26 protein-coding genes and 1 riboswitch are annotated in these 23,889 nt (G+C 65.4%); of the genes, 18 read left to right on the forward strand and 8 right to left on the reverse strand.

The genetic code is table 11. The features are described 5' to 3' along the window. Positions 1-39 precede the first annotated feature (39 nt). Entirely contained in the window at positions 40-357 is a 318-nt protein-coding gene (locus GR167_RS07785) for an HNH endonuclease (RefSeq protein ID WP_235915882.1), read from the forward strand. Between the two features lie 115 nt (positions 358-472). On the opposite strand, the gene GR167_RS07790 is transcribed toward GR167_RS07785, so the two are convergent. Together GR167_RS07790 and GR167_RS07795 are read right to left on the reverse strand one after the other, a co-directional pair. Beyond that, entirely contained in the window at positions 473-1,078 is a 606-nt protein-coding gene (locus tag GR167_RS07790) for an enoyl-CoA hydratase/isomerase family protein (protein WP_160972903.1), read from the reverse strand. Beyond that, on the reverse strand, positions 1,075-1,821 hold the full coding sequence (locus tag GR167_RS07795) for an SDR family oxidoreductase (RefSeq protein ID WP_160972904.1): 747 nt from the start codon (positions 1,819-1,821) through the stop codon (positions 1,075-1,077). Before GR167_RS07795 ends, GR167_RS07790 begins: the two co-directional genes overlap by 4 nt. 158 nt (positions 1,822-1,979) lie before the next feature. Here GR167_RS07795 and GR167_RS07800 point away from each other — a divergent pair, with 158 nt between their 5' ends. The 5 genes from GR167_RS07800 (at position 1,980) to lpxK (ending at position 8,050) form a co-directional block, all read left to right on the forward strand. Further along, on the forward strand, positions 1,980-3,464 hold the full coding sequence (locus GR167_RS07800) for a DUF2125 domain-containing protein (RefSeq protein ID WP_160972905.1): 1,485 nt from the start codon (positions 1,980-1,982) through the stop codon (positions 3,462-3,464). Between the two features lie 135 nt (positions 3,465-3,599). Then, positions 3,600-4,946, forward strand: coding sequence for a TldD/PmbA family protein (locus tag GR167_RS07805; protein ID WP_160972906.1), 1,347 nt, complete (start codon positions 3,600-3,602; stop codon positions 4,944-4,946). Next, the gene (locus GR167_RS07810) at positions 4,933-5,721 is read left to right on the forward strand and encodes an inositol monophosphatase family protein (RefSeq protein ID WP_160972907.1); all 789 of its coding nucleotides are present in this window, start codon (positions 4,933-4,935) and stop codon (positions 5,719-5,721) included. The genes GR167_RS07805 and GR167_RS07810 overlap by 14 nt, the downstream gene beginning before the upstream one ends. Before the next feature lie 116 nt (positions 5,722-5,837). Continuing rightward, complete coding sequence (locus tag GR167_RS07815; RefSeq protein WP_160972908.1) at positions 5,838-7,055, forward strand: 3-deoxy-D-manno-octulosonic acid transferase; 1,218 nt, start codon at positions 5,838-5,840, stop codon at positions 7,053-7,055. Next, the gene (lpxK, locus tag GR167_RS07820; protein WP_160973385.1) at positions 7,055-8,050 is read left to right on the forward strand and encodes a tetraacyldisaccharide 4'-kinase; all 996 of its coding nucleotides are present in this window, start codon (positions 7,055-7,057) and stop codon (positions 8,048-8,050) included. The genes GR167_RS07815 and lpxK overlap by 1 nt, the downstream gene beginning before the upstream one ends. 67 nt (positions 8,051-8,117) lie before the next feature. Here lpxK and GR167_RS07825 read toward each other — a convergent pair whose 3' ends face one another. After that, positions 8,118-8,612 carry a L,D-transpeptidase family protein gene (locus tag GR167_RS07825; protein ID WP_160972909.1) on the reverse strand — a complete coding sequence of 165 codons (495 nt, stop codon included), beginning with the start codon at positions 8,610-8,612 and terminating at the stop codon, positions 8,118-8,120. Then, entirely contained in the window at positions 8,609-9,700 is a 1,092-nt protein-coding gene (gene ribA / locus GR167_RS07830) for a GTP cyclohydrolase II (RefSeq protein WP_160972910.1), read from the reverse strand. The genes GR167_RS07825 and ribA overlap by 4 nt, the downstream gene beginning before the upstream one ends. 170 nt (positions 9,701-9,870) lie before the next feature. On the opposite strand from ribA, the gene GR167_RS07835 reads away from it, so the two are divergent. The 6 genes from GR167_RS07835 (at position 9,871) to GR167_RS07860 (ending at position 14,274) form a co-directional block, all read left to right on the forward strand. After that, positions 9,871-10,557, forward strand: a complete 687-nt coding sequence (locus GR167_RS07835) for a response regulator transcription factor (protein ID WP_160972911.1) — start codon at positions 9,871-9,873, stop codon at positions 10,555-10,557. A 211-nt stretch (positions 10,558-10,768) separates the two neighbouring features. Continuing rightward, positions 10,769-11,512 (forward strand): TSUP family transporter, encoded by a 744-nt coding sequence (locus GR167_RS07840; RefSeq protein ID WP_160972912.1) that lies wholly within the window; start codon positions 10,769-10,771, stop codon positions 11,510-11,512. Positions 11,513-11,623: 111 nt separating this feature from the next. After that, complete coding sequence (locus GR167_RS07845; RefSeq protein ID WP_160972913.1) at positions 11,624-12,412, forward strand: exodeoxyribonuclease III; 789 nt, start codon at positions 11,624-11,626, stop codon at positions 12,410-12,412. Between the two features lie 87 nt (positions 12,413-12,499). Further along, positions 12,500-13,423, forward strand: coding sequence for a tetratricopeptide repeat protein (locus GR167_RS07850; protein WP_160972914.1), 924 nt, complete (start codon positions 12,500-12,502; stop codon positions 13,421-13,423). Between the two features lie 27 nt (positions 13,424-13,450). Continuing rightward, positions 13,451-14,095: an LON peptidase substrate-binding domain-containing protein gene (locus GR167_RS07855; RefSeq protein WP_160972915.1), complete on the forward strand. Its 645-nt coding sequence runs from the start codon at positions 13,451-13,453 to the stop codon at positions 14,093-14,095. Beyond that, entirely contained in the window at positions 14,092-14,274 is a 183-nt protein-coding gene (locus tag GR167_RS07860; protein WP_160972916.1) for a Trm112 family protein, read from the forward strand. Before GR167_RS07855 ends, GR167_RS07860 begins: the two co-directional genes overlap by 4 nt. Positions 14,275-14,287: 13 nt before the next feature. Here GR167_RS07860 and GR167_RS07865 read toward each other — a convergent pair whose 3' ends face one another. Then, positions 14,288-14,710, reverse strand: a complete 423-nt coding sequence (locus GR167_RS07865; protein ID WP_160972917.1) for a DUF1810 domain-containing protein — start codon at positions 14,708-14,710, stop codon at positions 14,288-14,290. 89 nt (positions 14,711-14,799) lie between these two features. On the opposite strand from GR167_RS07865, the gene GR167_RS07870 reads away from it, so the two are divergent. The 3 genes from GR167_RS07870 to GR167_RS07880 all read left to right on the forward strand — a co-directional run bounded on the left by GR167_RS07870 (position 14,800) and on the right by GR167_RS07880 (position 17,696). After that, on the forward strand, positions 14,800-16,284 hold the full coding sequence (locus GR167_RS07870) for an AMP nucleosidase (RefSeq protein ID WP_160972918.1): 1,485 nt from the start codon (positions 14,800-14,802) through the stop codon (positions 16,282-16,284). 130 nt (positions 16,285-16,414) lie between these two features. Continuing rightward, on the forward strand, positions 16,415-16,702 hold the full coding sequence (locus tag GR167_RS07875; RefSeq protein ID WP_160972919.1) for an HU family DNA-binding protein: 288 nt from the start codon (positions 16,415-16,417) through the stop codon (positions 16,700-16,702). A 118-nt stretch (positions 16,703-16,820) separates the two neighbouring features. Further along, a complete protein-coding gene (locus tag GR167_RS07880; RefSeq protein WP_160972920.1) occupies positions 16,821-17,696 on the forward strand; it encodes a DMT family transporter in 876 nt (291 codons plus the stop codon). Between the two features lie 23 nt (positions 17,697-17,719). On the opposite strand, the gene GR167_RS07885 is transcribed toward GR167_RS07880, so the two are convergent. The 3 genes from GR167_RS07885 to aroC are packed head-to-tail and all read right to left on the reverse strand — an operon-like array spanning position 17,720 to position 20,426. Further along, positions 17,720-18,664: an AEC family transporter gene (locus GR167_RS07885; protein WP_160972921.1), complete on the reverse strand. Its 945-nt coding sequence runs from the start codon at positions 18,662-18,664 to the stop codon at positions 17,720-17,722. After that, positions 18,658-19,320 (reverse strand): HD domain-containing protein, encoded by a 663-nt coding sequence (locus GR167_RS07890; RefSeq protein ID WP_160972922.1) that lies wholly within the window; start codon positions 19,318-19,320, stop codon positions 18,658-18,660. Before GR167_RS07890 ends, GR167_RS07885 begins: the two co-directional genes overlap by 7 nt. Then, complete coding sequence (gene aroC / locus GR167_RS07895) at positions 19,320-20,426, reverse strand: chorismate synthase (protein ID WP_160972923.1); 1,107 nt, start codon at positions 20,424-20,426, stop codon at positions 19,320-19,322. The genes GR167_RS07890 and aroC overlap by 1 nt, the downstream gene beginning before the upstream one ends. Before the next feature lie 90 nt (positions 20,427-20,516). Beyond that, positions 20,517-20,628: riboswitch (TPP riboswitch) on the forward strand. A gap of 36 nt (positions 20,629-20,664) precedes the next feature. Between aroC and thiB the strand changes: the two genes are divergently transcribed. Genes thiB through thiQ form a run of 3 tightly spaced genes read left to right on the forward strand, consistent with a single transcriptional unit; the run spans position 20,665 to position 23,856 of the window. Beyond that, positions 20,665-21,645, forward strand: coding sequence for a thiamine ABC transporter substrate binding subunit (gene thiB / locus GR167_RS07900; RefSeq protein ID WP_160972924.1), 981 nt, complete (start codon positions 20,665-20,667; stop codon positions 21,643-21,645). Further along, a complete protein-coding gene (locus GR167_RS07905; RefSeq protein WP_160972925.1) occupies positions 21,642-23,174 on the forward strand; it encodes a thiamine/thiamine pyrophosphate ABC transporter permease ThiP in 1,533 nt (510 codons plus the stop codon). Before thiB ends, GR167_RS07905 begins: the two co-directional genes overlap by 4 nt. Beyond that, positions 23,161-23,856, forward strand: a complete 696-nt coding sequence (thiQ, locus tag GR167_RS07910; protein WP_160972926.1) for a thiamine ABC transporter ATP-binding protein — start codon at positions 23,161-23,163, stop codon at positions 23,854-23,856. The genes GR167_RS07905 and thiQ overlap by 14 nt, the downstream gene beginning before the upstream one ends. Positions 23,857-23,889 lie beyond the last annotated feature (33 nt).

A 23,889-nucleotide genomic window follows, 5' to 3' on the forward strand; every position in this document is an offset into this window, starting at 1 on the left:
GGCCCCTAGCGGCCGCAAACTCCGTCATGCCGCGCCGAGATGCCAGGAACAAGCCCCGCGATGCCCGACGATCCGATCTGCCCGCTATGTGACCGCCCCATTCCAAGCGATGCGAAACAAAGCCTGCATCACCTGGTGCCCCGTCTGAAAGGCGGCAGGAACGGCCCCACCGTGCTGCTGCACCAGATCTGCCACAACGAGATTCACGCCACGCTGAGCGAGGCCGAACTCGCCCGCGACTACAACACCATCGCGGCGCTCAAATCGCATCCCCGGCTCGCCCGCTTCATCGCCTGGGTCGCCAAACGCCCGCCCGGCTTCCATTCCAAGACCCCCGGCCCGCGCAGAAAACGCTGATCGGTTTCTTCTTGGCCCAAATACTCTGGGGGAGTCGCCCGGCACGGGCGGCGGGGGCAGCGCCCCCCATCCGCTTCGCCGTTCAGGCGAAGCCCCCCCTCCAAGGCATACGAGATCAGCGGCACATCTCCTTGATCCCCGCCGCGATCTCGGGCTTCGCCGCCAGGGTATCCGCCGCGATCTCGCGCGCGGCTTCCACCACGTCGCCCTCGATCAGCCGGTCCACCAGCCCGAAGCGCAGCGCCTCCTCGGCGGTGATCTTCTGCCCGCCCATCAGGATCAGCTTGGTCCGCGCCGGGCCGATCAGCGCCGCCATGCGCCCCGGGTCGGATGGCTGCGGCAGGTAGCCCAGCTTCATCACCGGATAGAAGAACTTCGCCCCCGGCACCGCCAGCCGGATATCGCAGGCCAGCACCATGCCGTTGGCGCCGCCCGCCAGCGTGCCGTTCAGCGCCGCGATGGTCAGCCCCGGCAGCGCCGCGATGGCGCCCGACAGCCGTTCCCACAACGGCGAGGTGGCAAGCCCCGCCTTGGCCGCCTCAAGATCTGCGCCGGCGCTGAACACCTTGCCCTCACCGGTCAGCACCAGAACCCGCGCGTCCCGAGCGCTTTCCGCGATCTCGCACAGCCGTTCCAGCATCTCGGCGGTCAGCGAATTGGCCTTGTCGGGGCGGTTGATCGTCACGATCCACAGCCCGCCGTCCTTTTCCAGCCCGATCATATCAGCCCCACCTTTCTGCGAATCCCCTCGTCGCGCAGCGACACTTCCTGCCCGCACAACCCGTCGCCCGCCGGGCCGCACATCCACATCAGGCATTTCGCCGGCCATTCGGGCGGAATGTGGTCTTCCCAGTTCAGCTCGGACACCTTGTTGACGCCGCTGGCCTTGATTTCGCGCTGCATCTGGGTGGCCACCGTGCCCGGCGACAGGCCCATGATGCGGATGCCGTTGTCGCGGCATTCAAGGTCGGCGCAGCGGGTCAGCATCGCCGCCCCGGCCTTGGAACTGCAATAATGGCTCCAGCCTTCCAGCGGGTTATGCGCAGCCCCCGAAGAGATGGTGATGACGGTGCCCTGGCCCCGCTCGACCATGCCGGGCAGCACCGCGCGCATGCCGTTGAACACGCCCTTGAGGTTGATGTCGATGGCGCTGCCCCAGCCGTCGGCATCGGCGGTCAGGATCGAGGCGATCGGTTCGATCACCCCGGCATTATTGATCAGGATATCCACCGGCCCGAACCGGTCCCCGGCCGCCGCCACGGCGGTTTGCATGTCGCCGTAATCGGCCACGTCGCCGGTCACCGCCAGCCCGCCGATTTCCTCGGCGATCTTGCCGATTTCACCGCCCGATCGGGCCATCAGCACCACATTGGCCCCGGCCGCCGCGAATTCCCTTGCCGCCGCCGCACCGATGCCGCGGCTGGCCCCGGTGATCAGCACGGTCCGATCTTTTACGTCGCTCATCTGTCATCTCCCTCGGATAGGGCAAGTGGTAAACCGCGCCTTTGCGCGGGTCCAGCCCGTATCCTCTTGACCCTCGGGTGCCGAAAGCGGAAGCTGCTGGAAACATTTGGAGGAAAGGTTCTTTCGTGAAACATATTGCCACTTTTAAAACTCCGCTGATGGCTGCCCTGCTGCTGGGCGCCGTGCCCGCTTTCGCCGATGTGACCCCCACCGATGTCTGGGGCGACTGGAAATCGCAAATGGCCGCTTTCGGCTATGAAATCACCGCAAAGGAAACCCTGTCCGGGCCCGACCTGAACGTCAGCGACCTGACCATGCGCGTCGAGATTCCCGAAGACGGCGGCAGCGTCACCGTGGCGATGCCCGGCATGACCTTCCACGACAATGGCGACGGCACCGTCGCGATCCAGCTGCCCGCGATCCTGCCGCTTGACGTGCATGTCGAAGCGGAAGGCGACGATCCGGTCGACCTCAAGGTGAATTACACCACCACCGGGCTGGCGATGACCGCCTCGGGCGCGCCCGACAACATGACCTACAACTATGCCGCCGCCTCGATGGGCATGGCGCTGGCCGAAATCGTGGCGGAAGGGAAATCCGTCGACATCGGCGAGGCCAGCCTCACGATGAACAATGTCAGCGGGAGCAGCAGCACGTCGGGCAGCGACCTGAAGACGCGGACACAGGATTTCCGCGCCGACGCCCTGTTCTATACCGTCGACATGGCCAACCCGGACAAGGCCGAAGAACGCGTCACCATGAAGGGCCAGATCAACGGGCTGTCCGCCAAGGGCACCGCCGCGATGCCGGAAGGCGTCGATACCGAAGACATGGCCGCGGCCATGGCGGCGGGTTTCGCGGTGGACGGCAGCTTCGAATATGCCGGCGGCCAATCCGAATTCGCCTTCGCCGGCGACGGCGAGAATTTCAGCGGCAGCAGTGCGTCGGACTCGGGCAAGTTCGCCATTTCGATGAATGCCGACCAGATCGCCTATTCGGTGGCGGCAACGGGCACCAAGCTGAACATGCAATCGTCCGACCTGCCCTTCCCGGTCGAAGTTGCGCTGGCGGAAACCGGGTTCGACATCGCCATCCCGGTGGCCCAGACCGAAGACCCGCAGGAGTTCCGCTTTGCGGTGAAACTGGGCGATTTCACCATGTCCGACATGATCTGGGGCATTTTCGACCCGACCGGGCAATTGCCGCGCGACCCGGCCACCGTGGCCTTCGACCTGGCCGGCAAGGTCAAGGTTCTGGCCAATATCTTCGACCCGAAAACGATGGAATCGATGACCGACGCCGCGCCGGGCGAATTGCACGCGCTTGACATCAACGGTCTGACCGTGCGCGCGGCCGGGGCCGAGCTGACCGGCAAGGGCGCCTTCACCTTCGACAATTCCGACCTGCAGTCCTTCGACGGCATGCCGCGCCCCGAAGGCGTGCTGAACCTGATGCTGACCGGCGGCAACGCGCTGCTGGACACGCTGGTCGCGATGGGCTTCGTCCCCGAAGACCAGGCCAACGGCACCCGCATGATGATGGGGATGTTCGCGGTGCCGGGCGATGCGCCCGACACCCTGACCTCGACCATCGAGGTCAATGCAGAGGGCCATGTGATGGCCAACGGTCAGCGGCTGAAATAACCGCATAAACTGCTTGAAAACCGGGCCGCGGGCGGATGTCCGCGGCCCTTTTTGCACCCCTGAACGGCCCCGGAACTTGCACCGGCCCCTTCGGGGGGTTACCTGACTTGAACCTTTTCACAGCGATCAAGGCCCATGACACAGACGCTTGAACACCTGACCCATGCCCTTCTTGACGCGGCGCGCAAGGCCGGGGCCGATGCCGCCGACGCTATGGCGGTCGCCGGAACGTCGCTGTCGATCGACGTGCGCGACGGCAAGCTGGAACAGGCGGACCGGGCGGAAGGCACCGATATCGGGCTGCGCGTCATGATCGGCAAGCGGCAGGCCAATGTGTCGTCGTCCGACACCCGGCCCGAAACGCTGGCGATGATGGCCGAACGCGCGGTGGCGATGGCCAAGGAAGCCCCCGAAGACCCCTATATCGGCCTGGCCGATCCCGATCAGCTGGCCCGCGACTGGGATATCGCGGCGCTGGAAATGGCCGATCCCGCGGCGGAACCCGATCCCGCCACCTTGCAGGAAGACGCCCGCCGCGCCGAGGCCGCCGCCTTGGCGGTCGAGGGCGTCAGCCAAGTGCAATCGGCCAGCGCCGCCTATGGTCACCGGCAGATTCATCTGGCCGCCACCAACGGGTTTTCCGGCGGCTATGCCCGCACCGACCGCGCCACCAGCTGCGTCGCCATCGCGGGCAGCGGCACGGCGATGGAACGCGACCATGACGGCGATATGCGGATTTTCCAATCCGACCTGCGCAGCCCCGAGGATATCGGCGAAACCGCCGCAAGACGCACCGTTGAGCGGATCGGCGCGCGCAAACCGAAAACCGGTTCCTACCCGGTGCTCTATGACGAACGCATCGCCGCGTCGCTGATCGGTCACCTGCTGGCCGCGATCAACGGCACCGCGATTGCGCGCGGATCGTCCTGGATGCTGGGCGGCATGGGCGAACAGGTTCTGCCCAAGGGGATGAACCTGATCGAGGACCCGCACCGCCCCCGCGCCACCGGATCGCGCCCCTTCGACGCCGAGGGCCTGCCGACATCGCTGCGCGAGATCGTCAGTGACGGGGTGCTGAACGGCTGGACGCTGGACCTTGCCACGGCGCGCAAGCTGGGGCTGCAATCGACCGGCAACGCGGCGCGCGGCACCTCGGCCCCGCCGTCGCCCACCACCTGGAACGTGGCGCTGACCCAGGGAGACAAGACCCGCGAGGACCTGCTCAAGGACATGGGCACCGGGCTTCTGGTCACCTCGATGATCGGGTCGACGATCAACCCCAACACCGGGGATTATTCGCGCGGGGCCAGCGGATTCTGGGTGGAAAACGGCGAAATCCAGTACCCGGTGAACGAATGCACCATCGCGGGCAACCTGCGTGACATGCTCAAAACGATTGTTCCGGCGAACGACGCGCGCACCTACCTGTCGCGCGTGGTCCCGTCGCTTCTGGTCGAAGGGATGACCCTTGCCGGCGACTGACCTTCCCCTCCTGATCGAGACGGCCAAAGAGGCCGGCGAGATCGCCCGCAGTTTCCACGGCCCCAAGGCGCGCGCCTGGGACAAGCCGGGCAATCTGGGCCCGGTGACCGAGGTCGACCTGGCGGTGAACGATTACCTGCGCGACACCCTGACCGAAGCGCGGCCCTCTTATGGCTGGCTGTCGGAGGAGGACGAAGACACCGCCCGCCGGCTGACCCGGCCGCGCGTCTTCATCGTCGATCCGCTGGACGGCACCCGCAGCTTCATCGAGGGATCGCCGACCTGGGCGCATTCGCTGGCAGTGGCGGAAAACGGCATCGTGACCGCCGCGGTGGTCTATCTGCCGGAAAAGGGCAAGCTCTACAGCGCGGCGGCGGGACAGGGCGCGTTCCTGAACGGCGAACCGATCCGGGTATCGTCACGCAGCGAATTGGCCGGCGCTTCGGTGCTGGCGGCGCGGCCGAACATGGACCCGTCCAATTGGAAGGGCCAGCAGGTGCCCGAGTTCAAGCGCGGCCATCGGCCGTCGCTGGCCTATCGGCTGGCGCTGGTGGCCGAGGGCCGCTACGACGCGATGCTGACCCTGCGCGACAGCTGGGAATGGGATATCGCCGCGGGCGACCTGATCCTGCGCGAAGCGGGGGCCGAAGTGTCCGACAAGCGCGGTGCGCCGTTACGGTTCAACAACCCCCACCCCAAGGTGAAGGGCGTGATCGCGGCACCGGCGGGATTGCACCACGACATCGCCAAGCGGCTGGCCTTCTGGCCGGAATAATATATCCGTCATTTTGGATGTAATTCCACCGGCGCGCGCGCCGTCAGCGGCCGCCGCCCCGCCTTGCAGCCCTTCAAGCCACCGCATAGATTGACCCCGTTCAGTCAGGAGCCCCGATGCCCCGATCCCTCAGCCTCGCGGCCTATATGGCGCTGGCGCGGCGCGCGCCGCGCAACCCGATCGCCTTCCCGGCCGAGCGGCCCGAAGGCGAACTGATCTGGGCGCATGTGTCGTCGATGCCCAAGGCGGCGGCGATCCTGCAGCTGTTTCACCGGCTGAAACCGCTGCGCCCGGGGCTGCGCTTCCTGCTGACCACCGCGCCGGACCTGCCACGGCCCGATCACCTGAAAAGCGACGTGATCTGGCAGCAGGTGCCGGAAGAATCCGTGCCCGCCATCGACGCCTTCCTGGCGCATTGGAAACCCGACCTTTGCCTGTGGAGCGGCGGCCATCTGCGCCCGGCGGCTATCGAGATGACGGCACGGCGCGGCGTGCCGCTGTACCTCGTCGATGCCGAGGCCCCGGCGCTGGAAGAGGCGCGGTTCCTCTGGCTGCCCGATATGGGGCGCGGTATCCTGCGCCGGTTCCGCAAGATCATGGCCATCGACGATGCCGCCGCGCAGCGGCTGCGCCGGATCGGATCGAATGGCGAGGTGGTTGAAATCACCGGCGCCCTGCAGGAAGGCCGCGCTGCGCTGGACTGCGACGAAGACACCCGCGACAAGCTGGCGGCGATGCTGGCCGGGCGGCCGGTCTGGCTCGCCGCGATGGTGCAGCGCGAGGAACTGGATACCGTCACCCGGGCGCACCGGACCTCGATGCGGTTCGCACACCGGCAATTGCTGATCCTGGTGCCCGACGACGAAACCATGGGGCCGCAATATGCCCGGCAGCTGCGGCAGCAAGGCTGGAATATCGCGGAATGGTCCAACGGCGAATATCCCGAGGAAACCACCCAGATCCTGCTGGCCGATACCCGCGGCGAACTGGGACTGTGGTACCGGCTGGCGCCGATCACGCTGATGGGCAGTTCGCTTCTGTCGGGCTTCGGCGGCCGCGACCCCTATGAACCGGCCGCCCTGGGATCTGCCATTCTTTACGGCCCCAATGTCAGCCGCTACCTGCCGGGCTACAGCCGCCTTGTCGCCGCGAGGGCGGCACTGATCGTGAAGGATTCCGACACGTTGGCCAGCGCGATTTCGCGCCTTTCGGCCCCCGATCAGGCCGCAGAAATGGCCCATGCCGCGTGGGAGGTCAGTTCGTCCGGCGCCGAAGTCACCGACGCGCTGATCGAGATGATCCAGGACGAGCTGGACATGCGGGGGGCGGCGTGATGCGGGCGCCGCGGTTCTGGTTCACCCCGCCCGAGCGGCCCGCGATCCGGGCGCGGCTGTTGGCGCCGCTGGGATGGCTTTACGGTGCCGCCACCGCAAGGCGGCTGCGCCGGGGCACCCCGTTCCGCGCGCCGGTGCCGGTGATTTGCGTCGGCAACCTGAACGCGGGCGGCACCGGCAAGACCCCCACCGCGATCGCGCTGATCCTGAAACTGATGGCGATGGGCAAGGTGCCGGTGGTGGTGTCGCGCGGCTATGGCGGGTCGGAGGAAGGGCCGGTCGCGGTCGATCCCGCGACCCACACGGCGGCGCAGGTGGGGGACGAGCCGCTGTTGCTGGCGGCCTTCGCCAAGGTGGTGGTCAGCCGCGACCGCGCCGCGGGCGCGAAGCTGGCCGCCGAGCTGGGCGCCGATGTGATCGTGATGGATGACGGGTTGCAGAACCCGGCGCTGCACAAGGACCTGTCGATTGTCGTGGTGGATGCCGCCAAGGGCTTCGGCAATGGCCGCTGCCTGCCCGCCGGGCCGCTGCGCGAACCGGTGGCGGCGGGGATGAAACGCGCCGACCTGGTGCTGTCGATCGGCGACGCGGCGGCGCAGGACAGTTTCGCCGAGACCTGGTCCGGCGCGATCCCCGTGCCGCACCTGACCGGCCAGCTGGCCCCTTTGCAGACCGGGATGGACTGGCAGGGCATGGTGGTGCTGGCCTTCGCCGGGATCGGCCATCCGGAGAAATTTTTCCGCACCCTGCGGGGGCTGGGCGCCGACGTGGTGCGGGCCGAGGCGCTGGACGATCACCAGATGCTGACCCCGGCGCTGCTGACCCGGCTGGAAAACGAGGCCCGCCTGCGCGGGGCGCAGATGGTGACCACCGAAAAGGACGCGGTGCGGTTGCCGGAAGGTTTCCGCTGGAAAGTGGTGACCTTGCCGGTGCGGCTCGAACTGGACGGCGAGGCGCGGCTGGACGAGATGCTGCGCGGGTTGTTCGGGGGATAAGGGGGCGCTGCCCCCGCCGCCCGTGCCGGGCGACTCCCCCGGGATATTTTTGAACAGAAGAAGCGGGTCAGCGGACGATCAGGCGGGTGCCCGGGGTGATCAGGCGGGCGATCTGGATCAGGTGGTCGCGGCGGAAGGCGATGCAGCCCTCGGTCGGGTAATGCGGCCGGCGCCATTGGTGCAGGAAGATGGCCGACCCCTTGCCGGGGGTGGCGACGGGGTAATTCCAGTCGGTGATCAGCACGATATCGTAAAGCGGATCGGCGCGGCGCAGCTGTTCGTGGCTGTGGCCGTAGGGTGCGCGGACCGGGTGGTTATAATCGGGCTGTGTTGCGTCGTCGGACCACAGGTCGGACGGGCCGATCGGTTCGGCCCAATAAGCGGGGCGTGCCACGCGGTCGGGACGGTAAAGCATGCCGAGGATGCGATGGGTGCCCTTAGGGGTGGCGCCGTCGCCTTCGCGCTTGTCAGTGCTCAGCCCCCCGCGGCCGATGCTACAGGGGTAGTGGCGGCCCTGAAAGCGGATGCCGCGTGCGGTAAGCACCATGTCGGCAGGGGTCACAGCAGGTGCCCCGATTTCGCCGCCTTGGTCGCCAGGTAGCCGCGATTATGATGGGTTTCGCCCACTTTCAGCGGTACCCGTTCGACCACTTCGATGCCGTTCTTTTCCATCATCGCGATCTTGCGCGGGTTGTTGGTCAGCAGCCGCACCTGGGTGAAGCCCATCGATTTCAGGATATTCGCGCCGAGCTTGAAATCGCGTTCGTCGTCTTCGAACCCCAGCCGGTGATTGGCCTCGACCGTGTCAAAGCCCTGATCCTGCAGCGAATAGGCGCGCATCTTGTTGGCCAGCCCGATGCCGCGCCCTTCCTGGTTGAGGTAAAGCAGCACGCCCGCGCCTTCCGCCCCCATTTGGGCCAGCGCACCGCGCAACTGCGGGCCGCAATCGCATTTCAGGCTGCCCATCACGTCGCCGGTGAAACAGGCCGAATGCAGCCGGGCCAGCACCGGCTTGTCGCGCGGCGGCGATCCGATTTCAAAGGCGTAATGTTCCTCGCCGCCATCGTCGGGGCGGTAGATGTGCAAACGGCCGGCCTCGGAAGCTTCGACCGGCAGGCGGGCGCTGACCACCGGGTGCGGATAGGGCGAGGAAGCCAGCAGGTCGCGGGCGCGGTCGGCATTGAGCACGGTCAGCGCGTATTCGCCGGCAAAGACGTAAGGATCGGCCAGCGGCAGCATCACCGCCGCCGGCAGCAGCCGGGCCGATTTGATCAGCGTGATGGCGACCCGGTGCAGATCGGCCGGACCTTCGCGCAGGGTCTGCAGCGGCCCCTTCATCGGTTCCTTCAGATCGTCGGCCGGATCGGCCACCCCGCGCAGCCAGCTCATCGAAGCATCGGGCGGCAGAACCACCCGCGCCAGATCGCCGTCATAGACCCGCGCCTTCAGCGTTTCGGCGCGGCGCGCGGTGATCGCCAGGACCGGCTGCCCGCCCAACGCGCGCAGATCGGCCAGCCGCTGCGCATCCAGCGTTTCGGCGGCCAGGACCAGCGCGCCCTCGCCGTCGCGCACCAGAACCACCGGCACGCCCATGCGCAGATCGGCGCGGGCGCGGGCGACAATTTCGGTCATATCTGGGGCGAAGCTCATGCATCCGATCCTGTTCTTTCGCTGTCACTTAGTCCTTTTTGTTGGAATTTGAAACATTTCCCGGTCAAAGAACACGTCCACGTGAGCAGATTGCAGCAAATCTTGTCTGAAGCGTGCAGCGGGCGCATCTGTTTCTCACGCAAACGCAAGGAACCCACGGGGAGCCCATCATGCCACAGCTCAAGAAAATCCTGCTTGTCGACGATGACGACGATCTGCGCGAAGCGCTGAGCGAACAATTGGTGATGACCGAGGATTTCGACGTCTTCGAAGCCGATAGCGGCGCGGAGGCGATGAAGAAGAGCAAGGAAGGCATTTACGACCTGCTGATCCTCGATGTCGGCCTGCCCGATACCGACGGGCGCGAGCTGTGCAAGCTGATGCGCAAGCAGGGCGTCAAGAGCCCGGTCATCATGCTGACCGGCCATGACAGTGATGCCGACACCATCCTCGGGCTCGACGCGGGCGCCAACGATTACGTGACCAAGCCGTTCCGGTTTCCCGTGCTGCTGGCCCGCATCCGCGCCCAGTTGCGCCAGCACGAACAATCCGAGGACGCGGTGTTCCAGCTGGGGCCGTATTCCTTCCGCCCGGCGATGAAGATGCTGGTCGACGAGGACGAAAAGAAAATCCGCCTGACCGAGAAGGAAACCAATATCCTGAAATTCCTCTACCGGTCGTCCGAGGGCGTGGTGCCGCGCGACGTGCTGCTGCACGAGGTCTGGGGCTATAACGCCGGGGTAACCACCCACACGCTGGAAACCCACATCTATCGGTTGCGTCAGAAAATCGAACCCGATCCGTCCAACGCCCGTATCCTGATCACCGAAAGCGGGGGATATAAATTGGTCGCCTGATCTTGACCAAGATCAAAGAAACCCCATCTCAATCGGGATACTTAATATGTATACCGTCGCATAATCGGTTAATTATGCACCTCCCTGTTGGACTGACCCGGGCTTGGCCCGGGTCTTTTTTTGTCAGACGGCAGGGGGCGGCCACGCTCCATGTGCGCGGTTCAAAACCGGGTATTCCCTCGGGCGGCCATAATCTCTAGGTTGCGCTCCTATGACGATCACTGATCTCCATCTCCTTCCGGCCCTGGGCCCTTGGCTCATCTGTGCCCTTGCCGTCGTGCTGGGCACGACAATTCAAAAGCTTTCGGGGGCCGGGTTCGGCATGGTTGCCGCGCCCATCATGACAATGGTTGCCGCGGACTGGGTGCCTGGGACGGTTCTGCTTGTCGGGTTCCTCGTCGGTGCGGGATCGGTTCTGAGCGCGCGGGACGCGATCGTTCTGAAGGACCTGCCGCCCGGTTTCATGGGGCGCACGCTTGGCGCGATTCTGGCCGCGTCGATTGCGGCGATTGTCGTGGGCTCCCCCGCGCTGCCCGTCGTCGTGGCCTGTATCGTGCTGTTCGCCGTGGCGCTGAACCTTGCGGGGCTGCGGGTTCCGATCAACAAGGCTTCGCTGTTCGGGGCCGGCACGGTCGCCGGGATCATGGGAACGCTGACGGGGATCGGCGCGCCGCCGATGGCGATCCTTTATTCGCGGGTCGAAACGCGCCGCTCGGCGGCGTCGCAGAATGCTTTCTTCGGCTTCGGGATGGTCGTGTCCGTGCTCGCCCTCGCGATTGCGGGGGTCATGCGCTGGCCCCAGGTCGCCTTCGCCGCATCGCTGGCGCCGCTGGTGCCGCTGAGCCTTTATCTGTCACGCCCGCTGGCGAAGCGTTTCGAGCGTGGTTCGATCCGGCCCTGGGCGCTTGGGCTTGCCGCGACCGCGGCGGTGATCCTGCTGGTTCGCAACCTCTGACCCTTTGGCGGCGCACGTCCAACGCGCCGCACCCGTTTGCCCCGTTTTCGGGTTGCACCCCGCCCGGAGCTGCGGGCATTCTGCGCCGCGAACCGCTAATCGGAGTCCCCCATGTCCTTCACCCTTGCCACCTGGAACATCAACTCGGTCCGCCTGCGCGAACCCATCGTCTGCAAGCTGATGGAGGAAGAGGCGCCCGACGTGTTGTGCCTGCAGGAATGCAAGAGCCCAGTGGACAAGATCCCGCTGGAAGCGTTCAAGGCGCTTGGCTACCACTACATGGTGGCGCGCGGGCAGAAGGGGTATAACGGCGTCGCGATCCTGTCGAAACTGCCGATCGAGGATGCGGGCGACATGGATTTCGCCTCGCTCGGCCATGCCCGCCACGTGGCGGCGCGGCTGGAAAACGGCGTCACGGTGCATAATTTCTATGTCCCCGCGGGCGGCGACAAGCCCGACCGCGAGGTGAACGAGAAATTCGGCCAGAAGCTCGATTACCTGACCGAGATGCGCGACTGGTTCAAGGGCGAGAATTTCGACAAGTCGATCCTGGTGGGCGATCTGAACATCGCCCCGCGCGAAGACGACGTGTGGTCGCACAAGCAGCTGCTGAAGATCGTCAGCCACACGCCGATCGAGGTCGATCACTTCCATCAGGTGATGGAAGCGGGGAAATGGGCCGACGTAACGCGCAACGACATCCCCGAGGGGCTGCTTTATTCGTGGTGGTCCTACCGCGCCAAGGATTGGTCCGCCGCCGACAAGGGCCGCCGTCTGGATCACATCTGGGCCACCGACGACATCAAGCACGCCGGCCATTCCAGCCGCATCCTGCGCGCCGCGCGGGGCTGGGAACAACCCAGCGACCACGCGCCGGTTTTCGCGACGTTCGATCTTTGATCGGCCTGCGACGGTGCTGAAACCTTGGAATTTTCCCTTCCAGGGTTCATATAAAGACAAACGCGAAATCCCAAGGATAGGGTTGTCATGCTCGAACTAGGTTCCACCCCGCCCGCCACCGATCTGATCAAGGACGTGACCGAGGCCAATTTCATGGCCGATGTGGTCGAAGCCTCGCAGGACGTGCCCGTCATCGTCGATTTCTGGGCCACCTGGTGCGGCCCGTGCCGCACGCTGGGCCCGATGCTGGAAGACGCCGTGACCAAGGCCGGCGGCGCTGTGAAGATGGCCAAGATCGACGTCGATCAGAACCAGATGCTGGCGCAGGCGCTGGCGCAGCAGGGGCTGCCGCTGCAATCGATCCCGACCGTCGTGGCCTTCGTCAAGGGCCGCCCCACCGACATGTTCCAGGGCGCGGTTCCCGCATCCGAAATCGACGCCTTCATCAAGCGCGCCATCGAGGCGGGCGGCGGTGAGGCCGGTGGCGGTCTGGAAGAAGCGCTGGCCGCGGCCGAGGAAATGCTGGCCGAGGGCGCGGTGGAAGATGCCGCCCAGACCTTCGCCGCCATCGCCGAGGAAGACCCGAGCAGTGCCGAAGCCTTCGCCGGGCTGGCGCGCTGCCAGATCGCCCTGGGCGAGCTGGACCAGGCCGAGGCGGTGCTGAACGGCGTTGCCGCCGAGATCGCCGACGCCGCCCCGATCGAGGCCGCCCTCGCACAGCTGGAACTGGCGCGCCAGGCCGCGAATTCCGGCCCGCTGGACGATCTGAAAGCAGCTGTCGAAGCCGATCCGGCCAACCTTGAGGCGCGGTTCGAACTGGCGCAGGCGCTGCATGCCGCCGGTCAGGTCGAGGAAGCGGTCGATCAGTTGCTGGACCTGTTCCGCCGCGACCGCGAATGGAACGACGGCGCCGCCAAGCAGCAGCTGTTCACCATCTTCGACGCGCTCAAGCCGAACGACCCGGTGGTGCTGCACGGCCGCCGCAAGCTCAGCTCGATGATATTTGCCTGATCGCGGCATCGGGCTATGTCCACGCCCATGACCAGACCGATCCAGCTGCCCGACACCATCCCGGTGTTTCCCCTGCCCGGAGCGCTTCTGCTGCCCCGGGCCCGGCTGCCGCTGCACATCTTTGAGCCGCGTTACCTGGCGATGCTGGACGATGCGCTGAAAACGCCGGCACGGCTGATCGGGATGGTGCAGCCCTGCCTGACGCCGGGGTCCGATCCGGGCCACCTGCATCAGATCGGCTGCGCCGGGCGGGTAACGCAGTTTTCGGAAACCGAGGACGGGCGCTACATGATCACCCTGACCGGGATTTCGCGTTTCCGCATCCGCCGCGAAATCGACGGCTTCACCCCTTACCGGCGCTGCGAGGTGTCCTGGGCCGGGTTCGAAAAGGACCAGGGCGCGGAAGAACACGATACCGGGCTGGACCGGGACGCCTTCATGGACCTGCTGACGCGGTTCTTCAGGCAGCGCAACCTGGATACCGATTGGGACAGCATGGCAGATGCCGATGACGAATTGCTGATCAATTCGCTGTCGATGATGCTGGATTTCGCCCCCGAGGACAAACAGGCCCTGCTGGAGGCGCCCTGCCTGTGCACCCGGCGCGAAACGCTTGTCACCCTGATCGAATTTGCGCTACGCGGGGGCGAGAACGAGGAAAAGCTGCAATGACCGATACACCGCCCTTCGACCGCCACATGCTGGAAGCGCTGATCTGCCCGGTCACCCATGGCCCGCTGGAATACGACGCCGAGGCGCAGGAGCTGATTTCGAAATCGGCCAAGCTGGCTTTCCCGATCCGCAACGGCATCCCGATCATGCTGATCGACGAGGCGCGCAAGCTGGACTGAGCCGAGCCGGGGTTTAATCCGCCAGAAGTTCCAGCGTCCTTTCGCAGCGCTGCCCGCCGTAAAACGCCTCCAGCACCTGGCCGAACACCGGGTCGGCATCGGGCAATGCGGCGAACAGGGTGGCCGAGCTGCGCAGCTTCATCCCGTCGATCCCGCCCAGGATGTCCTCGGCCGGTTGCCCCGCATGGGTCAGCATCAGCCCCATCATGTGGATCAGCCGCGGCCCCAGCACCGGATGCGCCAGATACTCCGCCGCCTCCTGCATATCGGCGATACCGTAGAGCTGAGCGAAATTCGACCGGCCCAGGCCGCGCAATTGCGGGAAGACGTACCACATCCAATGGCTCAGCTTCCGCCCCTGCGCGATTTCGCGTTCCGCGTCGGCGTAATTGCGTTCCTGTGCCAGCACGAAGCGGTCCAGCGTGTCCTGTTTCATGATGCGTCCCGCCCCATACAGACCTGTTACACGGATGGTTGAACCTGCGCGGGTCCCGTGTCAACGTCGGTAGAAAACAGGATAGAGCGATGACCCCCAGCAAGCCCGACCTCCGGATCGAAACACCGCAACTGATCGAGGCGGAAGCGTTCGACGATGCCGCCGCCGCCGTGGCCCGGCTGGAGGAACTGTACGACGGCGCCGTCGAATTCCTGTGCCGCAATTTCCTGGCGACGATGGCGATCGGCCGGGCCGATTGCCGCTATCGCGCCTTTTATCCCGAAATCCGCATCACCACGACCAGCTTCGCCAAGGTCGACAGCCGGCTGAGTTTTGGACATGTCGCCGAACCGGGCACCTTCGCCGCCACGATCACCCGGCCCGACCTGTTCCGCAATTACCTGCGCCAGCAGATCGCGCTGCTGATCGCCAATCACGGCGTGCCGGTGGTGATCGGGGTCAGCGACACGCCGATGCCGGTGCATTTCGCGGTGGCGAACGAAACCGACATGACGGTGCCGCAGGAAGGGGCGGGCGATTTCATCCTGCGCGACGTGTTCGACGTGCCGGACCTGTCGACCACCAATGACGACATCGTCAACGGCACCTACCAGATCCCCGCCGACGGCACCGCGCCGCTGGCGCCGTTCACCGCGCAAAGGGTGGATTATTCGCTGGCCCGGCTGGCGCATTACACCGCCACCGATCCGGTGCATTTCCAGAACCACGTTCTGTTCACCAACTACCAGTTCTACGTCTCGGAATTCGAAAACTACGCGCGCGACATGCTGTCCGATCCGGACAGCGGCTATACCTCCTTCGTGGCGACGGGGAACGCCGAGATCACCGAAGCCGTGCAGGTGCTGCCGCGCGCCGACAAGATGCCGCAAATGCCCGCCTATCACCTGAAACGCGCCGACGGGTCGGGGATCACACTGGTCAATATCGGCGTCGGGCCGTCCAACGCCAAAACCGCGACCGACCATATCGCGGTGCTGCGGCCGCATGCCTGGATCATGGTCGGCCATTGCGCCGGGCTGCGCGCCAGCCAGAGCTTGGGCGATTTCGTCCTGGCCCATGCTTATCTGCGCGAAGACAAGGTGCTGGACGACGACCTGCCGGTCTGGGTTCCGGTGCCGGCGCTGGCGGAAATCCAGATCGCGCTGGAACAGGCGGTGGCCGAGGAAACCCAGCTGGAAGGCTATGACCTGAAGCGGGTGATGCGCACAGGCACGGTGGCCAGCCTCGACAACCGCAACTGGGAACTGCGCGATACATCCGGCCCCGTACAGCGGCTGAGCCAGTCGCGCGCGGTGGCGCTGGACATGGAAAGCGCGACCATCGCGGCCAACGGTTTCCGCTTCCGGGTGCCCTACGGCACATTACTTTGCGTCAGCGACAAACCCCTGCATGGCGAACTGAAATTGCCCGGCATGGCCAGCGATTTCTATAAAACACAGGTTTCGCGTCATTTGCTGATTGGCATCCGGGCGATGGAAAGGCTAAGGAAGATGCCATTGGAGCGTATTCACAGCCGGAAATTGCGGAGTTTTGACGAGACCGCGTTCCTTTGATCACAGAAAATCGATTTTTTGCTTGTTTTGCCCTTGCCGCAGGACACAATTCGTTGTGTTTATACGCGACATACAGTTAAATACTGCTCAATGAGGCCCAATAAATCGGGCAAGCTAAGGAGACCAAAAAATGGCAAAACCGATGACCAAGACTCAGCTCGTTGCTGCTCTGGCTGAGGAAATGGGCGCAGAGAAGAAAACCGCAACCGCGGCACTGGACGCCATCGTATCGATCATCACCAAAGAAGTTTCGGCCGGCGGCGCCGTGACCCTGCCCGGCGTTGGCAAAATCTACTGCCGTGAACGCCCCGAGCGCATGGTGCGCAACCCCGCCACCGGCGAGCAGATCAAGAAAGAAGCCGACAAGGTCGTCAAGATGACCATCGCGAAGGCTCTGAAAGACAGCGTGAACAGCTGATCTTGCATCTTCGTCAAGTTTCGGAAAGGGTCGCCTTCGGGCGGCCCTTTTCTTTTGGGCCGAAGCAAACGGGTCCCGCTGCGAATGGCCCGGTGCGAACAGGGAATGGGATTTCGGGATGAATATGCGCGCCGTCGCGATGGGGCTGGCTTTTGCCCTGATGTGGTCTTCCGCCTTCACCTCGGCGCGGGTGATCGTCGCCTATGCGCCGCCGATGGCATCGCTGTCGCTGCGCTTCCTGGTGTCGGGGATCCTGGGCATCGGCATCGCGCTGGCCCTGGGCCAAAGCTTCCGACTGACCCGGGCGCAATGGCGCGCCACCATCGTGTTCGGCATTTGCCAGAACGCGCTGTATCTAGGGCTGAACTTCATCGCCATGCAGACGGTCGAGGCCTCGCTCGCTTCGATCATCGCCTCGACCATGCCGCTGATGGTGGCGCTGGCCGGATGGGCGGTGTTCCGCGACAAGCTGCCGATGCTGGGCATTGTCGGTCTGGTGCTGGGCGTGATCGGCGTGGTGCTGATCATGGGCGCGCGGATCGAAGACGGGGTCGACCGCTATGGGCTGGGCCTGTGTTTCATCGCCGCCGCGGCGCTGACCGTGGCCACGCTGTCGGTGCGCGGCGCGTCCTCGGGCGGCAATGTGATGATGATCGTCGGGCTGCAGATGATGGTCGGCGCGGTCTGCCTCGCCGTGGCCTCGGCGCTGTTCGAACCGCTGGAAGTGACCTTCAGCTGGCAGCTGATTGTGGCCTTCATCTATACCACGCTGGTGCCCGGGCTGGCCGCGACATGGGTGTGGTTCACCCTGGTCAACCAGATCGGCGCGGTGAAGGCCGCCACCTTCCATTTCCTCAACCCGTTCTTCGGCGTCGCCATCGCGGCGGCGCTTCTGGGCGAAAGCCTTGGGGTGCTGGACGTGGTCGGCGTGGCGGTGATCGCGGCGGGCATCCTGGCGGTGCAGCTGTCGAAGCAGAAACCCGCGGCGGGGTGATCGCAGAGCCGGGCCGGGCTACCCTAAATCAGCACCGCAAGAAGAACACTCAGTGTCACGAAGGCCCCGAAGGTCGCGCCCAGAAGCGCGATCGAGGCGACGCCTTCATGGCCGTAATCCAGCGCGAAGACGGTGTAGATCAGGAACATCGGCATCGCGGCGGACAGGATCACCGCCTTGTGCATGTCGGCGCCAAGCGCGGGCATCCCGATCATCGGCAGCAGGAACGCCACCACCGCCACCATCGCCGGATGCACGATCAGCTTGCCCGCGACGATCTGCGCCGCCAGCACCTGATTGCCCTTCAGCGGCAGCCCGAACAGCGACCCGCCGATCACGAACAGCGCCAAGGCACTGGCCGAGGCCGCCAACATGTCGAGGAACCGGATACCCGGCGCCGGGATGGTGAGGCCCGACAGCATGATCGCCATGCCGGCCAGCAGCCCGACGAACAGCGGCCGCTTCAGGATCGACAGGAACAGCGCGGCGAACATGCGCCAGCGGCTGGAATGGGTCTGGTCGCGCGAGGATTCCAGCATCACCAGCCCAATCGGGATCAGCAGGAAGTTTTCCACCACGAAATTCAGCGCCAAGATGACGCCTGCCTTGTCGGGGAACAGCAACAGCATCACCGGATAGCCGACGAAACCGGAATTGGGGCAGCTCGACCCCATCACCCCGATGGCGCGGCGCGCGGGCCCGGTGCGTTGCAGCGTCAGCACCGCGTACATCGCGCCGATCGTCGCCACCCCGCCGATGGCGAAGACGGCCACATAGGACAGGTCCAGAACCTCGGCCAGGTCGCGTTTGATCAGCGCCGCGCAAAGCAGCGCGGGCAGGGCGATGTTCTGGACGTATTTGCTCATCACCCGCATGTCGCTTTCGGTGAACATGCCGAACCGGACCGAGGCAAAGCCAAGCGCGATGGCCGCGAAGATCGGGAAGGTGATGGACAGGATGTCTAGCATGATGCGGTGTTCCAGTGTTGCGGCGGCTCAGAGCCGATTTCCCCGGCGATATCGGTCAGGAAACGATGCATCGCCGCCACCCGGCCTTGCGCCATTGCGCGGCCGGTGGCGGTCTGCATCCCCTCGGCCAGCCGCAGCAGCTTGACCGGCCAGTGATCCAGCGAATAGGCGCGGTCGTCCGGGGTGCGACCGGCGGCGAAGGGATCGTCGGGGTGATAGATCGGGCGGTTCAGCTGGCCCGACACGGAAAACGCCCGGGCGATGCCGATGGCGCCGATGGCATCCATCCGGTCGGCATCGCGCAGGATGCGGGCCTCGAGCGTTTCAGGCTCTATTCCAGCGGAAAAGCTGTGCGCTTCGATGGCGTGGCGGGTATTTTCGATCTCCGCATCGGCAAATCCCAGAGCGATCAGATGCGGCGCGGCGGCCTCGGCCGCCAGGCGCGAGGCCTGCGCCCGGTTGGGTGCGTCCTTGGGCAGGTTGACCAGATCGTGCAGATAGGCCGCCCCGATCAGCACCCGCAGGTCGCCGCCCTCGGTTTCCGCAATCCGTTGGCTGGTGGTCCAGACCCGATCCAGATGCGCCAGATCATGGGCGCTGTCCTGCGCCATGTCCCGTTTCGCGATGTTTCGCAGGGTCTGGCGCAGGGTTTCCATCACCCGATCGTGCCGCGGTTTTCGCCGATCTGGCCGCGATGCAGCAGCAGGTGATCAAGGATCACGCAGGCCATCATCGCCTCGGCCACCGGCACCGCGCGGATGCCGACGCAGGGGTCGTGGCGGCCCTTGGTGATCACCTCGATCGGGGTGCCGTCCTTGCGGATCGATTTGCGCGGGGTGAGGATCGAGGAGGTCGGTTTGACCGCAAAGCGCACCACCACGTCCTGCCCGGTGGAAATACCGCCCAGGATGCCGCCCGCGTGGTTCGACGAAAACACCGGCTGGCCATCGTTGCCCATGAATATCTCATCGGCGTTTTGCGACCCGCGCAGCTTCGCCGCCGCCATGCCTTCGCCGATCTCCACGCCCTTCACGGCATTGATCGACATCATCGCGGCGGCCAGATCGGTGTCGAGCTTGCCATAGATCGGCGCGCCGATGCCCGCGGGCACGCCGCGCGCCACAACCTCGACCACCGCGCCAACCGAATCCTGGTCCTTGCGCAGTTTCTGCAGGTAATCGGCCCATTGCTGCGCCACCTCCGGCCCCTGCGGAATCCAGAAATCGTTCTGGTCGATCGCGTCCCAGTCGAAGCTGTTGCGGTCGATCTCCAGATCGCCCATCGCGGTCATGTAGCCCTTGATTTCCAGCCCCGGCACCATCGCCTTGATCGCTTCGCGCGCCACGCCACCGGCGGCCACACGGGCGGCGGTTTCGCGGGCCGAGGACCGGCCGCCGCCGCGATAGTCACGGTTGCCGTATTTCAGGTGATAGGTGATGTCGGCATGACCGGGGCGGAAGGTTTCGGCAATATCGCCGTAATCGCGCGACCGCTGGTCGGTGTTTTCGATCATCAGCTGGATCGGCGTGCCGGTGGTCTTGCCCTCGAACACGCCCGACAGGATTTTCACCGCGTCCGGTTCCTGCCGCTGGGTGGTGTGTTTGCTTTGGCCCGGGCGGCGCTTGTCCAGCCAGTGCTGCAACATCGCCGCGTCGACCGGAACCTCCGGCGGGCAGCCATCCACCGTGGCGCCCAAGGCGGGCCCGTGGCTTTCGCCCCAGGTGGTGACGCGGAACAGGTGACCGAAGGTGTTGATGCTCATGTGCAGCTCCTTTGCAGCCTGCAATACAAAGCGCGGGTCCCCTGCTCAAGCTCTTTTGCCTTGAAACGACGTATCGCCGACGCTAGGTCTGCGGCTACCTCGGGGTGCGTGCCGTGCGTTGCGGCGGGCTGAGATGCGATCGTGCAAACCCGTTGAACCTGAACCGGTTAAGACCGGCGGAGGGAAGGTTTGGATGGTATCCGTTCTGACTCCGCCCGTCGCAGTGAGGAGGATACCTGTGAAGTATCTAGCATTTGCCACGGGATTGTTTGCCGCCACCGCAGCGGTGGCCGAAACGCCCGTATTGACGATCTACACCTATGAAAGCTTCGTATCCGACTGGGGCCCCGGCCCGGCGGTCGAAAAGGCGTTCGAAGAAACCTGCGGCTGCGACCTGCAATTCGTCGGCGCAGGCGACGGCGCGGCCCTGCTGGGGCGGCTGAAGCTGGAAGGCAAACGCACCAAGGCCGATATCGTTCTGGGGCTCGATACCAACCTGACCGCCGCGGCGCTTGAGACCGGGCTGTTCGCCGAAACCGCGGTCAGCGCCGATTACGACCTGCCGGTCGCGTGGAACGATCCGGTCTTCGTACCCTATGACTGGGGCTATTTCGCCTTCGTGCAGAATGCCGACCTGGCAAACGCCCCCACCGATTTCAAGGCGCTGGCCGACAGCGATCTGAAAATCGTCATCCAGGACCCGCGCAGCTCGACCCCCGGGCTGGGGCTGCTGATGTGGGTGAAGGCGGCCTATGGCGACGAGGCCCCGGCGATCTGGGAAGGTCTGAGCGACAATATCGTCACCGTGACCAAGGGCTGGTCCGAAGCTTACGGGCTGTTCCTGGAAGGCGAGGCCGACATGGTTCTTTCCTACACCACCTCGCCCGCCTATCACCTGATCGCGGAAAGCGACGCGTCGAAAACGGCAGCGAAGTTCAGCGAAGGCCACTACATGCAGATCGAAGTGGCGGGCAAGATCGCCAATACCGATCAGCCTGAACTGGCCGACAAGTTCCTGCAGTTCATGGTCACCGACGCCTTCCAGTCGATCATCCCGACTACCAACTGGATGTATCCGGCGGTCACCCCCGAAGCGGGCCTTCCGGAGGGGTTTGAGACCCTGATCCAGCCGGAAAAAGCCCTGATCGTGCCCGCCGATCAGGCCGATGCGGTGCGCGACGCGGCGCTGGCCGAATGGCTTGAGGCGCTGTCGAAATGATCAGGGGCGGCCCGGGATATGCGGCGGCGGCGTTTGTCCTGCTGTTCATTTTCGGGCCGCTGATCGTGGTCTTTGCCAGGGCCGGGGGCGGCACGCTGCCCGGCCCTGCCGATTGGGCGGCGGTGCGGTTTTCGGTGACCCAGGCGACGCTGTCGGCGCTGTTCAGCGTCATATTGGCGATCCCGGTATCCCGGGCGCTGGCGCGGCGGAAATTCCCCGGGCGCAATATGCTGATCACCCTGCTGGGCGCGCCCTTCATCCTGCCGGTCATCGTGGCGGTTCTGGGGCTGCTGGCGGTGTTCGGCCGCAGCGGCATATTGAACAGCCTGCTGGACTGGGCCGGGTTGCCCACGGTGCAGATTTACGGGCTGCACGGGGTGGTCCTGGCGCATATTTTCTTCAACCTGCCGCTGGCGACGCGGATTTTCCTGCAGGCCTGGCAACAGATCCCGGCGGAACGGTTCCGGCTGGCCGCCAGCCTGAACATGAGCGCAGGGCAGGTGCTGCGGCGGCTGGAAATCCCGATGATCCGGGCGACGGCGCCGGGCGCCTTCATCGTCATCTTCGCCATCTGCCTGAGCAGTTTCACCGTCGCGCTGACGCTGGGCGGCGGGCCAAGGGCCACCACGGTGGAACTGGCGATCTATCAGGCGTTCCGTTTCGATTTCGACCTGGGCCGCGCCGCCGTATTGGCGGTGATCCAGACCGTGCTGGCCGGAATCGTGGCGCTGTTCGCGCTGAAATATTCCCGCGGCGAAGGGTTCGGCGCCGGGCTTGACCGGGTGGTACGCCGCTGGGATGCGCAATCGGCGGGGCTGCGGATCACCGATGCCGCGGTGATGATCCTGACCGCACTGTTTCTGCTGCTGCCGCTGGTGCTGGTGGTGATAAATGGCATCAACGGCTGGGCCAAGATGCCCGATCAGGTGTTCACCGCGCTTTGGGTGTCGCTGGTCATTTCGCTGTTTTCGACCGCGCTGGCGCTGGTGCTGGCGCTGGCCATCGCGCTGGCCGCGTTGCATCGCGGCTGGGTCGAGGTGATCGGGCTGCTGGGCATCGTTTCCTCGCCGCTGGTGCTGGGCACCGGGCTGTTCCTGATCGTGCATCCCTATGCCGATCCGGCGCGATTGGCCTTCGTGGTGACCGGTCTGGTCAACGCGCTGACCGCCTTGCCCTTCGTGCTGCGGGTGCTGATCCCGTCGCTGCGCGGGTCGGAGAAGAATTTCGGCCGGCTGGCCGATATGCTGGGCCTGACCGGCTGGGCCAGGCTGCGGTTCCTGCTGCTGCCACGGGCGCGGCGGGCGCTTGGGTTTTCCGCCGGGTTGGCGGCGGCGTTTTCGATGGGCGATCTGGGCGTCATCACGCTGTTCGCCGATCCCGGCAGCGCCACCCTGCCGCTGCAGATGTACCGGCTGATGGGGGCGTTCCGGATGGAGGCCGCCGCCGGGGCCGGGTTGCTTCTGCTGGTGTCCAGCCTCGGGCTGTTCTGGATTTTCGACAAGATGGGGCGCGGCGATGTTGACGCTTGAGAAGCTGCAAATCGTGTTGGACGGTTTCACGCTGGATGCCGACTTTCAGCTGGAACAGGGTCGAAATCTGGCCCTGATCGGCCCTTCGGGGGCGGGAAAATCGACCCTGCTGAACGTGATCGCGGGCTTCCTGCCGCCCGCGTCGGGCCGGGTGCTGTGGCGAGGTGAAGACATCACCGCCCTGGCCCCGGGGAAGCGGCCGATTTCGATGCTGTTTCAGGACAACAACCTGTTTCCCCACCTCACCGTGGCGCAGAATATCGGGCTGGGTATCCGCCCCGACCTGAAGCTGAACGCGGCCGAGCGCGAGGCGCTGAACGACGCCCTGACCCGGGTCGGTTTGGCGGGCATGGCCGAACGCAAACCCGGCCAGCTGTCGGGCGGGCAGCAAAGCCGGGTGGCGCTGGCCCGGGTGCTGGTGCAGCGCAAGCCGCTGGTGCTGCTGGACGAACCGTTTTCGGCGCTCGGACCGGCGCTGAAACACGACATGCTGCGGCTGGTGGGTGATTTGATGCAGGAAATCGGCGGCACGCTGATCATGGTCAGCCACGAACCGGAAGACGCGCAGATGATCGCCGACGTCACCTCGGTCGTAGCGCAGGGCACGGTCACCGCACCGAAACCCACCGCCGCGCTGTTCGAAAACCCGCCGCGGGTGCTGCGCGACTATCTGGGCAGCTGAGTACAGGGCGCGGAAAGGCGCGGTTTATCCGTA

The sequence above is a fragment of the Thalassovita mangrovi genome (genome assembly GCF_009857745.1).
In the GTDB taxonomy this organism is placed as follows: domain Bacteria; phylum Pseudomonadota; class Alphaproteobacteria; order Rhodobacterales; family Rhodobacteraceae; genus Thalassobius; species Thalassobius mangrovi.